This window comes from Oceanobacillus longus (assembly GCF_042650085.1).
In the GTDB taxonomy this organism is placed as follows: Bacteria; Bacillota; Bacilli; order Bacillales; family Amphibacillaceae; genus Oceanobacillus; species Oceanobacillus longus.
In genome coordinates this window covers 776,484-797,016 of record NZ_JBHSAO010000001.1, presented here as the reverse complement: position 1 = coordinate 797,016, position 20,533 = coordinate 776,484, and the positions used below count along the sequence as shown (strand labels likewise).

The following is a 20,533-nucleotide window of genomic DNA, read 5'->3' as shown; positions in this document are numbered from 1 at the left end:
TATCTCTTTATCTATGTTCAGTTAATAGGCAAAAGATAAGATTTGTTACAACTATAACAAAGCCTTAGCCTATAGAAAACATGGTACAAAAGCGGTTATGCATCCATTATACGAGCTAACTTCCAATAATTCCGCCATAAAAGAGAAAATGGTTCCAAGGTGGTGGTATATGTTTAGCACTAAAGTTGGTTCCCGGATAAGGCGTTCAGTAGCTCTTGGTTATTTGAACAGTATCCTTAGCGTATGTTTTCCGCTTTTTGCTGGTAGTACCCCAATAGGGAATTATTTTTTAATAAGGTCAGTTAATTGAAAAAAGTTCAATACCTATTGTCTGATTATCTTAGATAATGTTATAATCTAATTAGAACAAGTGTTCCGGTTAGGAGAGATAGAAGTGGATGAGGGTAAAAATAAAGTTCGGAAAAGAACATTGAGTACAGATGAAATTATTCGTCTGTATATAGAGGGATATAGTACAGTTGATATTGGAAAGCGGGCAAATGTGTCTTCCAGATATATTAATTTGTTATTAAAGGAAAATAATATTGAGAGAAGACCAAGAGGTAGCTGGAAACGTATATATCAATTAAACGAACATTATTTTAAGACTTGGACAAATAATATGGCTTATATTTTAGGTTTTTTCATTGCAGATGGAACTGTTGCACGAGAAAGTCAATTTATAAGTTTTGCTCAGAAGGAAAAGTACATTTTAGAAAGTATTAGAAAAGAAATTGGCTCGGAACAGCCTTTATATCTAAATAAAAAAACTGATGTATATATATTGACCTTGAATAGTAAGATCATGAAAGAAGATATAATGACTATTCATGGAATAATGCCGAATAAATCTTATGATGTTAAGTTTCCAGAAGTACCTGAGAAATACTTAAGCCATTTTGTTAGAGGATATTTTGATGGGGATGGATTTGTGAAGTATCATAAATACTTTGTTAGTTTTGTTGGTGGATCTGAATCATTCATGACAACACTTAAGAAAGAGATTGAAAAGTTAGGTTTTGAAACTAACTTTACTAGACACGGTACTTATTTTCGGGTTTATGTTAGTGGTAGAAAAACTATCAAACTTTTCTCTGACTGGATGTATAAAGATAAAGGATTATATTTAGTTAGGAAATATAATGAATTTCAACTAGAAACTTCACCGATTGAGCAGTTAAAAGATAGAGGTATTAAGACGCATAAAAATGCAATTAAAAAAAGAAAACTTGAAATAAAAGAATAAACCAGAGAGAGAAGAGTTTATTTATCAATTTTGAGATGATAAGTAAACTCATTTATTTTATTTTTTTCGAGTAGACATAATATTTATTATAGGAAGTAAAATAAAAAATAATAATATTTCATCTCATTACCAAGTATACTTCAGATATTGAGATAAAATTAAAATTTTGAGTCTGATTTTAGTATTCTATTCATTTTTAATTCTATTTTTAAAGAACAATTTAGTTCTCAGTAATTTAAATATGATTTACTACATAAATCTTTTTGATATATGAAACTATAACTAAACCTGGTAGCAATTAATTTGCAACCAGGTTTTTTGTATTGTTGTGTATATCAATTGTTTGATAATAATAATCCAATAATTGTTGAGATGCTTTTTCCCATGCATATTTTTCAGCTTCCAGACGTACATTTTGCTTCATTTCTAGTAGTAAATCATTATTGTCCAATTTGTTAACTGCATCAATCATGCTGCTAACATTTTCATTTTCAAATAATAGTCCTGTTTCTTCGTCTTTTACCTGTTCCATTGTTGGTCCACTCTTAGCAGCAACTACAGGCAATCCGGATGCCATTGCTTCGAGTATGACTAATCCGAGTGTTTCAGTAACAGATGGAAAAATAAAAGCATCAGCTGACGCATATGCCTGTGAAAGCTCTTCTCCGTGTAGGAAACCTGTAAATATAGTATTTGTTCCTTTAAACGTATTTTCCAGTTCATTTCGTAGTGGTCCATCACCAATGATAGCTAAAGCTATATCCTCTCTGGCATCCAATAAAGGTTTGATTTTATGAATTTCTTTTTCAATTGCTAGTCTACCAATAAAAATAAGTAATTTTTTGGAATCGTCCCCGTTTGTTAATCGATTTCGCATATGGTTATCAAAGTATTTAGGATGACGATGATAAATATCAACACCGCGTTGCAGTACATGAAGGTTATGAAATTCTTTCTCTATAAGCTCTTCTTTAATAGCTTTTGATGTACAGAGATTCAAATCTGCAGTATTATGCAGTTTTTTAATATGATGCCAGAGAAGTGGTTTTGCTGGCTTGTACATCCAGTAATAATCCAAATACTTTGGTACATGCGTATGATATGTAGCGATTAATGGATAATCTAACTTTTTAGCATATTGTACTGCAGATGCTGCTAGTAAAATGGGGTTAGCAGCATGTACGATATCTGGTTGGAAGTTCTCCAATATAGCTTTCACTTTCTTAGATGGTAATGTAAACGGTCTATAACGATAAAATGGTAGGGTTATAGGTTTGATACCAACTACTTCTGCCCCTTCATATTCATTTACTCCTAGATCAGGAGCGATAACGAGTACTTCATGCCCCTTAGAACGGAAATATTTGATTGCTTGTGTAAGTCTCGTTACTACGCCGTCAGTAGATGGTAGAAAGGTTTCTGTTACGATTGCTATTTTCAAGGCTGAACTGCTCCTTTATTTCCATGTCATCAGAGGTAAGACATCTTTTATTCGTGCTTACATAAAATGATACGAGTTCTATTATAATATAATTTAACATTTTTAATAAAAGATAAACCAATAGATAAATCAATTTTACAATAAAGAAACAAATAAGCAGTAGAACTGCTTATTTGTTACTATGAATTTTGCTTAAGGCTTTCTTTGCTGGACCTTCTATTACTTCGCCAGTATAATCGAACCTTGATCCATGACAAGGACAATCCCATGTACGATCACCAGAGTTCCACTTTACTTCACATCCCATATGTGTGCAAGTCGTATCCACCATATGAATGGAATCTTCTTTATCTTTATAAACACCAACTCGTTTGCCATCGATTCTTGTAACAGTAGCGTCATCCGTTGCGAGATCTGCAACGTTATTTTGAGTGAATTCAAGTTTTCCTTTAATCATATGTTTTGCAACGTCTGCATTAATTTCCATAAACTTCTTAACAGCGGGATCAGCCTGGAATCTTGATGGTGTAAACAAATCTGCATAGGCATTGTCTTTTTCTAAGATATGATCTGCCAATAGTTTACCTGCTATCGTTCCACTGGTCATTCCCCACTTCCGAAACCCAGTAGCAGTAAGTATAGTTGGTTCACCTTTGGTAATCGGGCCAATGTAAGGAACTTTATCCAACGTTGTTAAGTCTTGAGCCGACCATCTGTAAGCTATTCTTTCCATCTGAAAATGTTCCAGGGCAAAGGTTTGTAAAGCTTCATAATGGTCCATCGTTGATTTACCTTGACCAGTCTTATGATTTTCGCCGCCTATCAACAGCATTTCTTCTCCCTCTATTTTTGCCGACCTAATCGAACGTGTCGGGGATTCCGCATTAATGTACATTCCCCCTGCAAATTTCTCGGGAGATTTTCCTGCTAATAAATAAGACCTTTCTGGATACATTCGAGCAAAGTAAAAGCCTTGGCTATCATAGAATGGAAAGTGAGATGCTGCTATAACATAATTGCATGTAATTCGATGTCCATCTTTTGTTATGATACTCGTGTGTTTATTGTGTTCGATATCTGTAGCTGTCGTATTTTCAAAGACACGTAACTGATCTTTAAGTCCGTCTGTTAGAAGCGCTTTTAAATATTCTAAAGGATGAAATTGAGCCTGATTGTGCATGACTAAGGAACTCTTAACAGGAAAATTGAGAGGTATTTTGTCAGTTAACTTACTGTCAATCTTTAATTTATCATATGCTGCCTTCTCTTTTTCAAGTTTGTTTACATATGAATAATCGTTTGTATAAATGTATGCATCCTCTTTGCTGAAATCACATTTTATTTTCTTTTCCCTTACTGTATCTTCAATAAATTTTTTCGCCTCTTCAGCTGCTTCATAATAAAGAGAAGCTTTTTCCAATCCGAAATGGTTAATTAATTCATCATAAATAATGCCATGTTGTGCAGTTATTTTTGCAGTCGTATGACCAGTAGTTCCATTCAAAACAGGACCAGCATCAATTAAAACAACGTTAAAATTCTGTTTAGCAAGTACATATGCTGCTGTTATCCCGGTTATTCCTCCACCAACGATTCCTACATCTGCTTTAATCGATTCATTTAAAGCAGGGAAACTTGGCAAAGATAAATGATCCCGCCATATCGGCTCGGGAAATTGCGGTAATTGGGGGTTTACCAATTGATCTCTCTCCTATCTTCCATTTAGATAGGATTATTATTCCCTTCACAGGATTCTTTATGTATGTAACTGTGCATGGTCAGTGTCGATGAATGAATGAATTTTCAAATAAAAGCCGCCTCCCTATTATATGGAAGCGGCTTTTTCCTTTGGTTATCTGTTTTCAAAAAATACCCGGTTCAAAGAAACATATTCTGATTCTTTTTCAGGAACTTCATCTTCCATATAAATAGCCTCAACAGGACAAACTGCTTCACATGCTCCGCAATCTATACAAATGTCAGGGTCAATGTAGAACATATCTTTTCCTTCTTCTATACAATCAACAGGACAAACCTCAACACATTCTCCTGCTTTTTCCGTTTTACATGGTGATGTAATAACAAATGCCAAACTACTCTCCTCCTTCGTGCCAATGATGAATAAATATTAGTATTCAATTATTATAACTCATTATCGTCAAAAAATAAAAGATTCATCATTCCTAGTATTTATCATATGATGTAATATTCGTCACAGAAAGGAGAAAGAGGATGGAAATTAAGGTAAGGTCAGGTGATACAATTTGGTATTACAGTCAGCTTTTTAGTGTTCCACTTATTCTTATAGAAACATCTAACCCGGGAATGGACGCCTCCCGATTGCAGATTGGTCAGGTAATACAAATACCTGGTTATGTGAATGAAAGCTATACTATAGTAGCAAATGATTCTTTTTGGAGCATTGCGCGGGTAAATAATATTCCATTAGACATTTTGGAACTGACAAATCAAGGTATAGATCCTGCACGCTTGCAAATTGGCCAAATAATTGTTTTGCCGAGAAGAGTTACCAGAATGGTAGTCAATGATATAACTAATTATACATTTGAAAAAATGATGGAAGATATGATCGAACTCCAATCGATTTATCCTTTTCTGATGAAGCGTACAGTAGGATATTCTGTAATGGGTAAAGAAATTGCAGAGTTGCAGATTGGTGCAGGTTCTAAAGAAGTTCATCTAAACGGTTCTTTTCATGCAAATGAATGGATTACAACTCCAATTATGATGCGTTTTATTAATCAATATGCTTTATCTATCACGAATCGATTGCCAATGAGAGGTCTCCCTCTCTTGCCTCTTTATAACACAACACAGTTGTCTGTTGTCCCAATGGTAAATCCAGATGGAGTAAATCTTGTAATAGAAGGCCTATCTGCTGCAGGGCAATATAGCGAGTCTGTTTTAGCTATTAATCAGGAGAGTGATGATTTTTCTGGATGGAAAGCCAATATAAATGGGGTTGATTTGAATAACCAATATCCAGCTTTATGGGAAGTAGAAGCTGAAAGAAAACCGATGACTCCACAACCAAGAGATTACCCAGGTACTGCACCACTAACAGAACCTGAGGCGATTGCAATGGCAAACCTGGCAGAAGATAGGAATTTTTTAAGAATGAATGCATTTCATACACAAGGTAAGGTGATTTATTGGGGGTTTGAAGGTCTTGAGCCCCCTCAATCGATAGATATTGTTAGCGAGTATGAAAGGGTCAGTGGTTATAACCCGATTCAATATATCGATAGTTATGCAGGATACAAAGATTGGTTTATACAGGAGATTAAACAACCGGGCTTTACGGTGGAACTAGGGTCGGGAGTAAATCCTCTTCCTACTGAACAATTTGATGAAATCTATGAAGAAAGCTTAGGAATTATGCTGGCAAATCTTTACTTATAGTTATCTGGGTTTCCACACACATTCTATGTTATAGAATTTACTATTGTGATCAAGCTGCAATAAATAAATATCTGGGTTTCTTAATTCCTTCGATTGTTCGAAACCAAACTTTTCGTCAAATTGATTGAATAGATGTGACAAAAGATTTCCATGACTTACTACGATGGCATTTTTTATTGAGGCATCTTTATAGATTTGCTGAAGTACTTCAATGGAACGAGCAACTACATCCTGTGCGGACTCTCCGCCAGATAATTTGTAGCTATCATCCAAGAAGGAATTATTCAGTGCCTCCACCCAGTCTTCAACAGGATCTTCACTAAGAATGCGTTCTTTTAGACGTTCGTCTTTTATAATTGTTTTCCCAATCATTTCCGCATACGGTTTAATGCTCTCTACTGCTCTTAAATAAGGACTGGAAAGGATTATATCAACGGGGATTTTTCTCTCATTGAAAAAATTTGCCAGTTCTCCTGCTTGTCTGATACCAGCCCTTGTTAAAGGAGAATCTTTATGTTGACCATCTGCAGAACAATGTCGGACAAAATATATTCTTCTCATGTTTGATCAATCCCTTTTTAATTGGTATGTTTGCTAAATTATAGCACTTTAAATGGAAATAGAAAACAATATAATTTAATTTTAAAAATATTTAATAATTTATGTAAAAAATAACTGGAAGTTGGAGCTGTACGTGCTGTTTAAGTGAACGAATGAAGTTGTCAAAATCTTATCCTTTCTTATAACAAAAAAATAACAGGAGTTATCCTGTTATTTTTTATTTACTTCTTTAAAATAATCTTTCCTAAATCCAGCAATCCGTTCGCTGTTATCGATAATAAAGTAAAATTCGTCGGTTTCATTTTTTACATCATACTTTTTCCCTGGAGTCAGTTTATGATCAACTATAAATTTGTTGGCGTTTGCGTGTACACATTCTATTTGTTTCATGGTTTCTCTATTTTCCCAGTCTAAATGAATCATTATTAATTTCCTCACTTTAGTTAGTTTACATAATATTGTTATGGTTAATACCGTTTATTTAAATAGATATAAATAGTTTTCATACCCTTTTTCTTCCATCTCTTCTTTGGGTATAAAACGCATTGCAGCAGAATTCATACAATATCTTAACCCGCCAGCTTCTGTCGGTCCATCTTCAAAAACGTGTCCTAGATGTGAGTCTGAACTATTACTCCTGATTTCAGTACGAACCATCCCATGAGTCTTGTCTGTTTGATTTTCAACCTGATAAGGGTCGACGGGCTTGGTGAAGCTTGGCCACCCACATCCCGCATCATATTGATCCTTAGAAGAAAATAAAACTTCACCAGAAACAATATCAACGTAGATTCCTTCTTTATCATTATTCCAATATTCGTTTTGAAAAGGTCTCTCAGTTCCATTTTCCTGGGTCACATGATATTGAATTGGAGTGAGTTTTTTCTTTAATTCGGACTTATCTACTTTGCCTTGCCACGTATTTTTAATGAAGTCTTCTCTACCTGAACCCTTTTTATACAATCGATAATGAAATGATTGTTTCTTATAATAATCCTGATGATTTTCCTCTGCTGGATAGAAAGTCTTTGCTGGCAAGATTTGGGTTGCAATCGGCTTAGAAAACTTTCCGCTTGCCCCCAATTCCTGTTTTGCGTTTTCTGCAATCTGTTTTTGTTGTTCCGTATGATAGAAGATTGCAGTTTGATAGGATTCTCCCCTATCATTAAACTGGCCACCAGGATCAGTTGGATCGATTTGCTGCCAGAACGTATTTAACAATTGCTCATAGGACATGATGCTTGAATCAAAGGTAATTTTTACTGCTTCCACATGTCCAGTTGTGTTGGAGCAAACTTCTTCATATGTTGGATTTTCAACATGCCCCCCAGTATAACCAGAAATCACGCTTTCAATTCCTGGACGCTGATCAAAAGGTTCCACCATACACCAAAAGCATCCTCCGGCAAATGTCGCTGTTTCAATATTTTGAGACATGAAAAATTCCTCCAGTCCTATTCATTTTATTATCAGTGAACAATAGAATGCTTATTCTTTCCATTATATTACAGAAGAGAATACAATTCACCAAATGAATAGTTCATTTTCTACTCTCTATTTTTCCTTTTTTGCTGGTAAAAATCAAGTAGACCGACTTAACTCATGGAAAATTATATAAATAGCTTCGGTTTAGACTCCCCTATTGCTACTGTTTTTTTCTGTTTTTTTCCACTTACTACAGTATCTGATTTATTTTCCTCTTCCTCTTCCTTATATGATGCTTCACTATGATTACCCTCATCACTGCTTTCAATTTCTTTAAAAGCTTTCATCATTCTGTACATAGCCGGAAGATTTTTTATCATTGGTCCATATTCCTGAATATAAGGGGTGCTTGACTGCACGATGTTTAAAACTTGCTGAACACTATCCAATGTTTTAGTAATTCCGCTTACACTTTTGGCCCCGAGAGATTTAGTGGCCAATCGGGATGGTTGCATGTCATTTCTGGCATTCCTAATATTCCTCGAATTTCTTTCCATTGGGTATGGGTGCTGACTTTGTTGTCGCGGTGAAAATACCATACATATCCCCCTCTACATTTTATAATTCATCTAACATTAGTTTACGCTTCGAATGGATTTACGTGTAGGCAAATAAAATACATAAGAGGATATATTTCCCGGGCAACCGCAGGAATCAACAAAATCCTTATCTTCCCTTCCTAATTTATCGAGAATTATGTCGCTTTATGTAAACCATGCAGATTAGATACAATAATAACATTTTAATTTATTAAATATACGATATTATAATTATCAGTTAATTGATCAAACGTTTGTTTGAATTTATTTTATCTCTATTAATCGATTAATTCAGCTCCCTTACAGACCAATCGATTGGGGGAATTTGAATCATTTAAAAAACAGCCATGGAATATTTCTCCATGGCTGTTTTAATATTACTCAGTCGTTTGATAAGTTTCCCAAATCGCATCAAATACGTTTAATGCATTTGGAAAAGGACTATTCCACTCTAAATAATTACTGATTTCATCATAGTTAGTAGCTTGCTTTGGAAAATTATGATCCTGAAATGCCCAGTCTGCAAGTAATGATTCTTCATCAGGCTTTATCTTCCCACGATAAGTCATTAAAAAAAGATAGAAGGAACGCATTATTACACCTCATTTTTAACCTTCATTTTCCAGAAATTCTTCATGCTTTTTTAATTTTTTTCGGTAGACAACCTTAGACAACTGAATACTGATTTCAAATAGAATAATGAGAGGTACGGCTACAACAATTTGCAAAACGAAGTCTGGCGGTGTAATTAGAACACCAACAACAATTAGTATAAAGTACGCATATTTTCTATTTTTAATCATGAAATCAGGAGTTATGATTCCTAAACTTGTCAGGAACATAGCGATAATTGGTAATTCAAACAACACTGCAAATGGCAATGTTACCCGGAGTAGAAATTTGAAATATCGATCTACTGTAAACATAATGTTAAACATACCATCATTTAACGAGAGTAGAAAAGGCATAATTAAGTATATAAATACGACATAGCCAAAAACTAACCCTAAAATGAATAATAGAAACAATGCTGGTATGTAAGATAAGGATGATTTTCTTTCATGTGGAGTTAAGCCCGGTTTTATAAAAGCCCATATCTGATAAGCTAAAATGGGAATTGTGCCTACAATAGCTACAAGACCAGCCATGGTAAAATAAATCCATATAATTTCAGTTGGGCTAATGGCTGTTAATTCCAGATCAATGTCATTAACGAAAAACCAATAAATATCTTTGACATAGATAAAACCTACAATAAAAAATAAAACAAAGAAAATAGCAGTAACAATCAGCCGATTTCTTAGTTCAGATAAATGACCAACCAGATTCATATCCTTTTCACTTTCAATTTGTTGCTGATCTTCTGACATTCTTGAACACTCCCCTGTGAATAGCACAAAAGAAGATGTAAGGAATAACCCTACACCTCCATTTTTAATCAAAATATTTTTACGTTTTTATTACTTTTTATTTTTATCGTCCACATCACTAACAATATCTCGTGTTGCATTTTTAAATTCACGTAGTGAACTTCCAAGGGCTTTGCCAATTTCAGGCAATTTTGACGGCCCAAATACAATTAAGGCAACGATAAGAATAAGTATTAATCCAGGAATTCCAATGTTGCTGAACATACCGTATCACTCCGAAAGGTTATTTAGCTTCTTCTTTTTTATTATCACCTTGAACGATAGTCTTCACATCGTTTATCTCGGCAGTTGCATCGTCGGTCAAGCTACGTGTGGAATCTTTAAATTCTCTTAATGTTTGTCCTGCTGCTTTACCAATCTCCGGCAGTTTTTTCGGTCCGAATATAATTAATGCGAGCAATACGACTAATATTAATCCTGGTACTCCAATATTTGCCAACATACGTACACCTTCTTCATAAATAGTCTAATTAATTTATTGTATCACTTTATTTTGCATTATATCGTATCGTACAACTATATAATACCATGTTTATCTTTTACTAAACAAGTTAATTTATTATATTAAGAATTCTATTTACGGTCATATTGCAAAAAATAATAGTCATAGGGATTTGTATCGTTCCTCTCCCCTTTTACTTTCGAAGTTAAATGCCACTCATCTTTGGAAAAAGTCGGAAAATACGTGTCTCCATCAAACGACTCATCAATCCAAGTAATATACATTCGATCGGCTATATCTATCACTTGATTAAATATATTTCCTCCACCGATAATAAAATATTCCTTTTCGGGATGGTTTGTATTCCACTCTGTAATGATTTGAAGTTGGTCAATGACTTTAACATTCTCTGGAATCTCCAATTTGCTTCTAGTCAACACAACATTTTCACGATTAGGTAGTGCTCCACCCATAGAGTTGTATGTTTTTCTTCCCATGATTATTGTATTTCCTGTAGTCTTTTCTTTAAAAAAGCGTAAATCTTTTGGTAAATGCCACGGCATGCCATTATTTAATCCTATAACATGATTCTTATCCATCGCAACCAATAATGAAATCATTGTTTTCCCCTCCTATCGGTACTTAAATAGTTATACTGCGATTGGTGCTTTAATACTTGGATGAGGATGATAATCAACTATTTCAAAATCAGTAAGTTCAAAATCAAATATAGATGATTTTTTCTTATTGATGTTTAACTTTGGTAATGGTCGTATATCCCTTTTTAACTGTGTTCCTACTTGTTCGATATGATTAGAATAAATATGCGCATCCCCGAACGTATGCACAAATTCCCCAACTTCCAAATTGCATTCATGTGCAACGAGATGGGTTAACAATGCGTAACTTGCAATATTGAAAGGTACTCCAAGAAAGACATCAGCACTACGCTGGTAGAGTTGACAGGATAATTTTCCATCCGCTACATAGAATTGAAATAATGTGTGACATGGAGGAAGAGCCATGTTTGGAACATCTTCCGGATTCCATGCAGAAACAATATGTCTGCGTGAGTCAGGGTTCGTTTGAATGGATTCAATCACTTCTTTTAGCTGATCTATCGTATCGTTTTGTGAGGTTTTCCAGTTTCGCCATTGTTTTCCATAAACAGATCCAAGATCCCCAAATTCCTCAGCAAAGGTGTTATCCTGCAATATGTTTTCTTTAAATTTTTGCATCTGTTCCTGATATATTTCGTTAAATTCTGGATCCCGCTGACTTCTGATTCCAAAATCCTTCATGTCAGGTCCGGTATATCTTTCACTCTTTATCCATTTTTCAAAAGCCCATTCATTCCAAATATTATTATTGTTCTCGAGTAAATAACGAATATTTGTATCTCCCTTTATAAACCATAGAAGTTCGCTGGCAACTAGTCGAAAAGGAACCTTCTTTGTGGTCAGTAACGGGAAGCCTTCTGATAGATCAAAGCGTATTTGATGTCCAAAGACAGAGTGTGTTCCGGTATTTGTGCGATCTCCCTTTTTAAAGCCATTATTTAAGATATGCTGGCATAAATCCAGATAAGCTTGTTCACTTTTTAGCATCGTATCTCTCCTAACTTATTTATGTACGCTCTGTGAGTTCAAATAGGAATGTGTTTATTATAAAGTTTTCTTACGTCTTAATCCAGTATTGCGTTAATTCCATTCTTTATTAAATTGTTCTAAAAATTTTTCCATAAATTGATGTCGCTCCGCTGCAATATTCTTCGCTGTCTCGGTATGCATCAGATCTTTCAATTTTAATAACTTATCGTAGAAATGCTGGATGGATGTGAAGGTGACCCCGGGTTGATGAATCATTTGATGATTGGCCCCACCATATGCAAACGTCCTGGCAATTCCAATTGCACCAATTGCATCCAATCGATCAGCATCCTGAACTACTTTTCCTTCCAGTGTTTCCGGAATTCTTCCTTTACTATAAGAGATGCTATTAATGATTGTATCAATAACGGTAATGTGGGCTTCTTCCATGGAAATGGAATCTAAAAATAAATGCATATTTTCTGTTGCTTGCGCTGGATTCTTAAATAGTTTTTTATCCCCTACATCATGTAGCCAAGCAGCTGCTTCACAAATAAAACGGTCAGCATTTTCTTCCCTTGCAATCTGCTCTACTAAATTTACTACACGCTCCATATGAAAAAAGTCATGTCCAGTAACATCGGCATTGAAAAGTTGAAATGCATAATCCCTAATCGCTGCCAACTGTTTATCCTTCTTCATAGAATTTCTCCCTCTTTTGTTTCTCTAAACAGTATAACCTCCATTCCATTTTTTTTCAGTTTAAATAGTGTAATTATTTATTCAAAACAAGTTCCTTTTCTTGACTGTACATTTTGAATAATATAATATTAATACTAAGCAAAGAAGATGTACGGAATCATTAATGACATGGGCGGCTTCTATAGAAGTGGATGCAATAGTGATCCTACACTTCTAATAGACGCCGCCCTTTTTAATATATTCTGTGCTAACTTTGTATTAACACGCCTTTTACGTGGAATTATTTAGGAGGAAGAATTACATGGAAAATGGAGTAGTAAAATGGTTTAATGCAGAAAAAGGTTACGGATTTATTCAAATGGACGAAGGAAATGATGTATTTGTACATTATTCCGCTATCCAGGAAGAAGGTTTCAAGTCATTGGAAGAAGGCCAAGAAGTTTCTTTTGAAGTTGTGGATGGAGAACGTGGTCCACAAGCTGCAAATGTTGTAAAAAGATAAGGATAACATATATAAGCAGAAGCGGAAATCCAGATGGATTTCCGCTTTTTTTGGCAGTAAAGAAAGTATAAACTACTTCCTTTACTGCATAAGTGCAACTAAGGCTGTCACCCAAAAGCTTGGTGACAACCAAGTTTTCTAATGAATCAATCGCTCTCTGCCTTGTTGAAATAATTAATAACGATTTGTCAATAAAATACCTAAATTGTTCACAAATTGTTCACATACTTTTTATACTAAAAAGTTAGTAAAACACTGATAGGAGCTTGCATGCACATAATTGAACAAAATGTGAAACGTTTGCAAATTTACTAAATTCTATTCGTACTTTGTGTATGATAAAAACAGAAGGTATCCGATTCTTTTAAGAAAGGGTGGTACGAATGGATGGCAATGGGAAAAAGCATGCAGGATCAGACGATGAAACGAATTTAAAAGGAACATTTATTTCAGTCGGAATTTTGGGTTTTATAATTGTTGTTAGTTGGTTTGCCATTTTTGCATTATTTATTTCAAGATAATAAAAGAAATTTTAAAGGAGTGACAATCCATGCATTTACACAAGTATGAAAGAATATGGCTGATATCTGGGATTTCTGCATTAATCTTATTTTTAACTATTCTTGGGTTTGGAGCATTTTATCTCGGAACTCACCCACAAAGCCATGGTGTCATAATTGACCCAGGAAATATTGAAGCAAATGAAGCCTTTCAGACTGAAAATCTTGGACTTACCAAAGTAGATGATGATAAGTATATTGTCAACATTGTCGCAACTGCATTTAATTATGACCTTGGTGTTGATGACGAAGGAAAACCAGTTAAAAATATTAAAATACCAAAAGGTGCTACTGTCCTTTTCCAAGTAGTAACACCTGACGTGGTACATGGCTTCAATATAGCCGGAACCAATGTAAATATGATGGTAGAACCTGGATTTATAAGCAGTATAGAAACGGAAATGAATCAGGCTGGAGAGTTTACACTATTATGTAATGAATATTGTGGTGTTGGACATCACATGATGTTTGCAACTGTGGAGGTGTATGAATAATGGCTATTCCAAAATTAGATGTATTTCAAGAGAATTCCAGATTACCACTTTCAATTAGTAAAAAAGAAGCCAATCTGTATATGTCATTTATTTATGTCGCATTTATTTCATTGTTTATTGGCGGATTAATGGGACTTCTTCAAGTATTAGTTAGATCGGGAAGTTTTACATTACCTTGGGGAATTGGCTATTATCAAATCTTAACTTTACATGGTGTTGTTCTTGCTCTCGTTCTAACAACGTTTTTTATTCTTGGTTTTCAATATGCTTTAATGGGGAAAACGGTTGGCATTTCAGATAAACAGCGTAAAGTATCCTGGCTTGCTTTTTGGATCATGACTGTTGGAACTACGATTACTGCAGCGACCATTCTCGTAGGTAAGGCAAGTGTTCTCTATACGTTCTATGCGCCTTTAAAAGCTCATCCATTATTTTATATTGGTTTGACTCTTGTAATTGTTGGTAGCTGGGTTGCTGGTTTTGTTAATTGGCGCCAATTATATGTTTGGAAAAAAGCACATCCTGGCGAAAAGTCACCTTTATTGGCTTTCATGGTAACGATCAATATGTTAATGTGGTTTATCGCATCTTTAGGAGTTGCAATCGCGGTACTTGTACAATTTATTCCATGGTCTCTTGGTTATGCGGAGACGATTAATGTATTGGTAAGCAGAACATTATTCTGGTATTTTGGCCATCCGTTGGTATATTTCTGGTTGTTACCTGCTTATATGGCATGGTATGCAATCATTCCAAAGATTATTGGTGGAAAAATATTCAGTGATTCGCTGGCAAGATTATCATTTGTTTTGTTTCTATTCTTCTCCATTCCGGTTGGTTTCCACCATCAACTGACAGAACCAGGAATTGATCCTACCTGGAAATTTATCCAAGTTGTTCTTACATTTATGGTTGTTATACCTAGTTTGATGACCGCATTCTCGATGTTTGCTACTTTTGAAATAACCGGACGCCGAAAAGGATATGGAGGTTTATTTGGCTGGTTGAAACATTTACCATGGAAGGATGTTCGTTTCCTTGCTCCGTTTATCGGTATGTTAGCATTTATACCTGGTGGAGCTGGCGGAATTATTAATGCATCCCATCAAATGAACGCGGTTGTTCATAATACTATTTGGGTAACAGGGCATTTTCATTTAACCGTAGCTACAACAGTAATTTTAACCTTCTTCGGTATTACCTATTGGCTTATACCGCATTTAACAGGTAGAACGCTCACAAAAGAAATTAATCGCTTGGGAATAATTCAAACGTTTATTTGGACAATTGGTATGACAATTATGTCAGGCGCAATGCATATTCAAGGGCTACTCGGAGCACCAAGACGATCTTCCTACTCTGATTATGGTGGTACGGAACAAGCTGCTGAATGGGGTGCATATCAAATGGCACAGGCAATTGGTGGCACCATCTTATTCGTCGGCATCGTCTTAATGGTTTATATTTTCATTAAGCTAACATTTTTCTCTCCTAAGGGCGAAGAGGAATTCCCTATCGCAGAGGAAGAAGAAGATGCACCAGCGACACCTATGTGGCTGGAGAACTGGAAATTGTGGATAGCAATTACAATTGCATTGATTTTATTTGCATACACGATTCCGTTTGTAGATATTATACAAAACTCACCACCAGGGTCACCGCCATTTGATTGGCCAATAGGAAATTCCTAATAAAAAAGGGAAGAATCAGGTTATTTACCTGTCTCTTCCCTTTTTGTATTTAAAAGGACTTCAGTTAATGCTCGTTCTTCTGCTGGAATTCGTACACTAAGTAATAAAATATGAAACAGTGGAAATAGGACTGCTGTAATTATTGCTTCAAAAAGAAGAGGGATAACAAATAGTTCAATTCCTACGATGACATAGTTAGGGTGTTTCACATATTTATAAGGCCCCTTGCTTACCAAATGTGCACCAGGAAGAATAATTATTTTCGTATTCCAAAACCTTCCAAGCGAAGATATACACCAAATTCTTACAAGTTGCGTTAAAATGAAAATCACAAGCAAAGTAAAATTTAATGACCCGTTTGCAGTATCTTTTAAATAGCTCTCCATCAAAATAGAAATAAAAAAGAGTACATGTAAGATTATAAACCATTTGTAATGATCTGCTTCCTTTTCAATAGCACCTCTATCTTTCATCCATTTTTCATTGCTCTTGGCTATCACCATTTCGAAAAGTCGCTGCAATACAATAATTATTAACAATACCCACAAATAGACCGACATCAGCTACTCCACTCCAGTAATAATAATTCAGAACTGAATCCTGGACCCAAAGCAGATAAAATACTTTTCTCATCTGGAGCAATATTTCGTTTTATCCATTCGCGCAAAACATAGAATACCGTTGCAGAAGACATATTTCCATGGTCAGCCAAAACTTGATAAGAGTATCTCAATTTATCCTTTGAACATTGAATAACTTCTTCCATGGCCTCCATTACTTTTCTGCCACCTGGATGTGATATAAAGGAATGAATATCTTCCTCCATCAGAGCTGTGTCTTGCAAGAATTTCATCACATGTTCTCGCCAAAAGGAATTCACCAATGCTGGGATACTTTTTTTAAAGACAACTTCAAAACCGGAATCGTTAATTTCCCATCCCATCACACCCTCACTATCACGCTTTAAATAGGAACTTGTTGTCATTACTTGTGGGGTACATTTTTTTCTTAGGGAAAGATAAGGTGATTCACTTCCCACTGCTAATGCCGCACTGACACCATCTCCAAAAAGAGCTGTTCCCACCATATTACTTTTCTTGCTGTCCCCTTTCTGGAATGTCAGACTACAAAGCTCACAACATACAATAAGTACTGTCTTGTCGGGGTGGGCTGTTAACCAATCATGTGCCCGCGATACTCCAATTGCGCCACCTGCACACCCTAACCCCCATAAAGGCATTCTATTCATATCCTGTCTAAATGGCCTGGCGTTCATTAGATGAACATCCATCGATGGAGTTGCAATACCTGTACTTGATACGAATATGATCATATCAATTGCTTCATAAGGCATTTCACTATTCAAGAAATCCGAATTTTTCAGGCAGTCATCAATAGCAGCCAATGAATACCTCTTGGCAGCTTCCTGGTAGAGATCATTTTTTTCTTTAAATGTATGTTCTTTCAGAAACCAGGATTGGTCAACAACAAACTGGCGATTATTTACTGCCGCATTATCAAAGACAGGTAATAATCGATTAATTTGTTTATCCGAATAGGAAAAGATTTTTTGAACGATTTGTTTTATTTGTTGCTGTTCAATAGCGAATTCTGGAATACCTAATCCAATGGAACAGATATTGGTCAATGTAATCACCTTTATGTAAAATTATTTTCCCCCTGGCTTGTGAATTTCAACACCTATTATAAATTATATATATCTGTATATTTAGTTGTTAGATAATCAATAAGATATTTTTGATTGAGTGGTTCATTTGTAACATTTTTAATAATCTCCAACGGTTTTTTCGTTTTTCCGTATTGATGGATATTATCGGTCATCCATTGACCTATCTTTGTGAAGTTACCCTCAGCTATCAACTCTCCCACATTCATTTCTCTAGATAGAAAATGATTAAACTGTGCAGCATACATATATCCTAATGCATAAGAAGGAAAATAACCAAAATCTCCTCCTGCCCAATGGATATCCTGTAAGACGCCTTCTCGGTCTGTTGGTGGTTCAATCCCTAAATAATCGACCATTTTTTCATTCCATAAACGAGGCAGATCTTTTACTTTTATTTCTCCATTAATTAATGCCTTCTCCAATTCATATCGAATCATAATATGAAGCGAATAAGTTAATTCGTCCGCTTCAATCCGGATTAGTGAAGGTTTGACCTCATTTATAGCACGATAAAAGTCATTCCTGTCTATAGTTTGTAAGTGCTTTGGAGCATATGACTTAAACAGTTCAAAATGATTAGCCCAAAAATCTTTGCTCCTCCCTACAAAGTTTTCCCAAAATAAGGATTGTGATTCATGTATACCCATTGATGTTCCAGTTGCAAGCGGTGTATTAGCAAGTTTTTTACTGATATTTTGTTCATATAATGCATGTCCGCCTTCATGAATGGTACCGAATACAGCCATGCGGAAGTCTTCTTCATCGTATCGTGTTGTTATACGTACATCATTTAAATTCAAACTGATAGCAAAAGGATGAATAGTATCATCAAGTCGACCAGATTCAAAATCGTATCCCATCTGCCTTAATATCTCGATGGTAAAAGATTTTTGATTTTCTTTAGGAAAGTGGCCTTTTAATATAGTTGCATCTGGTTTGTCTGTACTTCTTTGAATTCGGTCGACAAGTTTACTTAATGAATCCCTTAACTTAGGGAATACATTGTCAAGTGTCTTGGTAGTCATACCTGGTTCATAAGTATGTAATAATGCATCGTATACATTATCTTCATAACCCCAATAGTCAGCAAACCTTTTATTATAATCTACGAGCTCCTCGAGATAGGGCTGAAACAAGGAAAAATCGTCTTTCTCTCTTGCTTCTTGCCAAATTGCCTCGGATTTGGACTGAAGCATGACATAATCTTTGTATTCATTATTTGGTATTTTACGGTTTCTCTCGTAATTCTCTTCGCATTCTTCAACAATTTTCTGGATGATAGGATCTTCTGTTTTATCTTTTAATACATCAATAAAGAACTTCATTTTTTCTGAGGTTTCCAATTGATGCTGTTTGTCTGCAAGAAATCCAACTACCTCTGTTCTCTGTGCAACAGCTTTTCTCGGAATTTTTGTACGCATATCCCATTGCGCTAATGTAAGTGTTTCACGATAAGCATTAAGTTCATTTAGTAAAAGTTTAAAATCTTTCTCGTTAAGATATGTGTTTTCCAAGTTTATCCCTCCCTAATTTTTTTCCCGAAATACTGATAGTAATTCGTTTCTATAAAACCATTAAATAATTTGCGCTTTTTTGTTGCCTGTTGGCCATAGTGTTTCTCAAAAGCATCAAAGGCTGTAATGATATAAACACTCCATGAAGGATGGTCATTCATCACACTTCCCAGTTCACTGTACAATTTTGCTACTGCATCTTTATCACCTATACGCTGACCATAAGGAGGATTACTTACCAAATAACCGTTGTCCCGGCGGATAAATAAATCACTTACTTGCATTTGTTTCCACGAAATAAGATCGCCAAGCCCGGCTTCCGTTGCATTATCAGTAGCTATTTCTATCATTTTATGGTCGATGTCTGAACCAGTTATATCCAGTTTCTGATCATAATTTGCATTGTCTTCTGCTTCCTGAAATGCATCGTCCCATAACTTTCGTTTAATAAATGTCCAATCCTCTGATGCAAATTCACGATTGAAGCCTGGCGCAATATTTTGACCGATTAATGCTGCTTCAATGGCTAATGTTCCTGACCCACAGAATGGGTCCACAAATGGGTATTCCGGCTTCCAGTTTGTAAGCATTACAAGAGCGGCAGCTAATGTTTCTTTTAATGGAGCCTCCCCTTGTCCAACACGGTATCCCCGTTTATGAAGTCCAGCACCGGACGTATCCAGCGTCATAGTCACGACATCTTTAAGCAAAGCAACTTCTGTTTTGTATAGTGCTCCTGTTTCAGGCATCTTAGTGGCAAGGCCATATTTTAGCTTTAATCTTTCTGCAATTGCTTTCTTCACGATTGCCTGACAATCCGAAACACTGAACAGCTTGGATTTTATAGATTTTCCGGAGACAGGGAATTGTCCATCTTCAGAAATGTATTCTTCCCATGGTAATGCTTTTGTCGCTTCAAAAAGCTCATCAAATGTTAAAGCCTTAAACTGACCTACAACGACTTTAATTCGATCTGCCGTTCGAAGCCAAAGATTACATCTGGGGATTGCTGATACTGGTGCTTCAAAAATAACCTTTCCATTGTCTACTGTTACTTCATACCCTAATGATTTAACTTCCTGTGCAACTACTGATTCCAAACCCATAGCAGCAGTTGCGATTAATGTTACTTTCCGCATTGAATTATTCCCTTCGAATTAAAATTAGTTTTAGTTTACCATATTAAATTGCGCAAACAAAAGCGGAAGTGCCGACAAACGGTGT

At 35.4% G+C, this 20,533-nt stretch carries 24 protein-coding genes; 6 read left to right on the top strand and 18 right to left on the bottom strand.

What is annotated here, in order from left to right:
- Positions 1-394: 394 nt before the first annotated feature.
- Positions 395-1,246: an LAGLIDADG family homing endonuclease gene (locus ACFOUV_RS04145; RefSeq protein ID WP_379495490.1), complete on the top strand. Its 852-nt coding sequence runs from the start codon at positions 395-397 to the stop codon at positions 1,244-1,246.
- Between the two features lie 298 nt (positions 1,247-1,544).
- On the opposite strand, the gene ACFOUV_RS04140 is transcribed toward ACFOUV_RS04145, so the two are convergent.
- The 3 genes from ACFOUV_RS04140 to ACFOUV_RS04130 all read right to left on the bottom strand — a co-directional run bounded on the left by ACFOUV_RS04140 (position 1,545) and on the right by ACFOUV_RS04130 (position 4,779).
- Positions 1,545-2,687, bottom strand: coding sequence for a glycosyltransferase family 4 protein (locus ACFOUV_RS04140; protein WP_379495489.1), 1,143 nt, complete (start codon positions 2,685-2,687; stop codon positions 1,545-1,547).
- Positions 2,688-2,856: 169 nt separating this feature from the next.
- Entirely contained in the window at positions 2,857-4,386 is a 1,530-nt protein-coding gene (locus ACFOUV_RS04135) for an FAD-dependent oxidoreductase (RefSeq protein ID WP_379495488.1), read from the bottom strand.
- A gap of 153 nt (positions 4,387-4,539) precedes the next feature.
- Positions 4,540-4,779, bottom strand: a complete 240-nt coding sequence (locus tag ACFOUV_RS04130; protein WP_379495487.1) for a 4Fe-4S dicluster domain-containing protein — start codon at positions 4,777-4,779, stop codon at positions 4,540-4,542.
- Between the two features lie 140 nt (positions 4,780-4,919).
- On the opposite strand from ACFOUV_RS04130, the gene ACFOUV_RS04125 reads away from it, so the two are divergent.
- On the top strand, positions 4,920-6,110 hold the full coding sequence (locus ACFOUV_RS04125) for a M14 family metallopeptidase (RefSeq protein WP_379495486.1): 1,191 nt from the start codon (positions 4,920-4,922) through the stop codon (positions 6,108-6,110).
- On the opposite strand, the gene ACFOUV_RS04120 is transcribed toward ACFOUV_RS04125, so the two are convergent.
- The 11 genes from ACFOUV_RS04120 to ACFOUV_RS04070 all read right to left on the bottom strand — a co-directional run bounded on the left by ACFOUV_RS04120 (position 6,111) and on the right by ACFOUV_RS04070 (position 12,858).
- A complete protein-coding gene (locus ACFOUV_RS04120) occupies positions 6,111-6,671 on the bottom strand; it encodes a histidine phosphatase family protein (RefSeq protein WP_379495485.1) in 561 nt (186 codons plus the stop codon).
- 210 nt (positions 6,672-6,881) lie between these two features.
- A complete protein-coding gene (locus ACFOUV_RS04115) occupies positions 6,882-7,094 on the bottom strand; it encodes a DUF6501 family protein (protein ID WP_379495484.1) in 213 nt (70 codons plus the stop codon).
- A gap of 54 nt (positions 7,095-7,148) precedes the next feature.
- Positions 7,149-8,108, bottom strand: coding sequence for a peptide-methionine (R)-S-oxide reductase MsrB (msrB, locus tag ACFOUV_RS04110; protein ID WP_379495483.1), 960 nt, complete (start codon positions 8,106-8,108; stop codon positions 7,149-7,151).
- 173 nt (positions 8,109-8,281) lie between these two features.
- On the bottom strand, positions 8,282-8,695 hold the full coding sequence (vrrA, locus tag ACFOUV_RS04105; RefSeq protein WP_379495482.1) for a VrrA/YqfQ family protein: 414 nt from the start codon (positions 8,693-8,695) through the stop codon (positions 8,282-8,284).
- A 377-nt stretch (positions 8,696-9,072) separates the two neighbouring features.
- Positions 9,073-9,288 (bottom strand): YozE family protein, encoded by a 216-nt coding sequence (locus tag ACFOUV_RS04100; protein ID WP_379495481.1) that lies wholly within the window; start codon positions 9,286-9,288, stop codon positions 9,073-9,075.
- Positions 9,289-9,303: 15 nt separating this feature from the next.
- Positions 9,304-10,065, bottom strand: a complete 762-nt coding sequence (gene tatC, locus ACFOUV_RS04095; protein WP_379495480.1) for a twin-arginine translocase subunit TatC — start codon at positions 10,063-10,065, stop codon at positions 9,304-9,306.
- A 90-nt stretch (positions 10,066-10,155) separates the two neighbouring features.
- Positions 10,156-10,329: a twin-arginine translocase TatA/TatE family subunit gene (locus ACFOUV_RS04090; protein WP_379495479.1), complete on the bottom strand. Its 174-nt coding sequence runs from the start codon at positions 10,327-10,329 to the stop codon at positions 10,156-10,158.
- A gap of 19 nt (positions 10,330-10,348) precedes the next feature.
- Positions 10,349-10,567, bottom strand: coding sequence for a twin-arginine translocase TatA/TatE family subunit (tatA, locus tag ACFOUV_RS04085; protein ID WP_379495478.1), 219 nt, complete (start codon positions 10,565-10,567; stop codon positions 10,349-10,351).
- 131 nt (positions 10,568-10,698) lie between these two features.
- Positions 10,699-11,187: a dihydrofolate reductase gene (locus tag ACFOUV_RS04080; protein ID WP_379495477.1), complete on the bottom strand. Its 489-nt coding sequence runs from the start codon at positions 11,185-11,187 to the stop codon at positions 10,699-10,701.
- A 30-nt stretch (positions 11,188-11,217) separates the two neighbouring features.
- A complete protein-coding gene (locus ACFOUV_RS04075) occupies positions 11,218-12,174 on the bottom strand; it encodes a thymidylate synthase (RefSeq protein WP_379495476.1) in 957 nt (318 codons plus the stop codon).
- Positions 12,175-12,267: 93 nt separating this feature from the next.
- A complete protein-coding gene (locus ACFOUV_RS04070) occupies positions 12,268-12,858 on the bottom strand; it encodes an HD domain-containing protein (RefSeq protein ID WP_379495475.1) in 591 nt (196 codons plus the stop codon).
- Between the two features lie 301 nt (positions 12,859-13,159).
- On the opposite strand from ACFOUV_RS04070, the gene ACFOUV_RS04065 reads away from it, so the two are divergent.
- The 4 genes from ACFOUV_RS04065 (at position 13,160) to ACFOUV_RS04050 (ending at position 16,105) form a co-directional block, all read left to right on the top strand.
- Positions 13,160-13,360, top strand: a complete 201-nt coding sequence (locus ACFOUV_RS04065; RefSeq protein WP_087971491.1) for a cold-shock protein — start codon at positions 13,160-13,162, stop codon at positions 13,358-13,360.
- 383 nt (positions 13,361-13,743) lie between these two features.
- The gene (locus tag ACFOUV_RS04060) at positions 13,744-13,881 is read left to right on the top strand and encodes a cytochrome c oxidase subunit 2A (RefSeq protein WP_379495474.1); all 138 of its coding nucleotides are present in this window, start codon (positions 13,744-13,746) and stop codon (positions 13,879-13,881) included.
- A 29-nt stretch (positions 13,882-13,910) separates the two neighbouring features.
- Positions 13,911-14,414, top strand: coding sequence for a cytochrome B5 (locus ACFOUV_RS04055; RefSeq protein WP_379495473.1), 504 nt, complete (start codon positions 13,911-13,913; stop codon positions 14,412-14,414).
- An 80-nt stretch (positions 14,415-14,494) separates the two neighbouring features.
- Positions 14,495-16,105: a b(o/a)3-type cytochrome-c oxidase subunit 1 gene (locus ACFOUV_RS04050; RefSeq protein ID WP_379495754.1), complete on the top strand. Its 1,611-nt coding sequence runs from the start codon at positions 14,495-14,497 to the stop codon at positions 16,103-16,105.
- A 20-nt stretch (positions 16,106-16,125) separates the two neighbouring features.
- Here the strand turns inward: ACFOUV_RS04050 and ACFOUV_RS04045 are convergent, their stop codons facing one another.
- From ACFOUV_RS04045 to ACFOUV_RS04030, 4 genes are read right to left on the bottom strand one after another with little or no spacing between them, the layout of a single operon-like run.
- Positions 16,126-16,665 (bottom strand): isoprenylcysteine carboxyl methyltransferase family protein, encoded by a 540-nt coding sequence (locus tag ACFOUV_RS04045; RefSeq protein WP_379495472.1) that lies wholly within the window; start codon positions 16,663-16,665, stop codon positions 16,126-16,128.
- Positions 16,665-17,753 carry a type III polyketide synthase gene (locus ACFOUV_RS04040; RefSeq protein ID WP_379495471.1) on the bottom strand — a complete coding sequence of 363 codons (1,089 nt, stop codon included), beginning with the start codon at positions 17,751-17,753 and terminating at the stop codon, positions 16,665-16,667. Before ACFOUV_RS04040 ends, ACFOUV_RS04045 begins: the two co-directional genes overlap by 1 nt.
- 56 nt (positions 17,754-17,809) lie before the next feature.
- Positions 17,810-19,309: a carboxypeptidase M32 gene (locus ACFOUV_RS04035; protein ID WP_379495470.1), complete on the bottom strand. Its 1,500-nt coding sequence runs from the start codon at positions 19,307-19,309 to the stop codon at positions 17,810-17,812.
- 2 nt (positions 19,310-19,311) lie between these two features.
- A complete protein-coding gene (locus ACFOUV_RS04030) occupies positions 19,312-20,448 on the bottom strand; it encodes a THUMP domain-containing class I SAM-dependent RNA methyltransferase (RefSeq protein WP_379495469.1) in 1,137 nt (378 codons plus the stop codon).
- Positions 20,449-20,533: the final 85 nt, after the last annotated feature.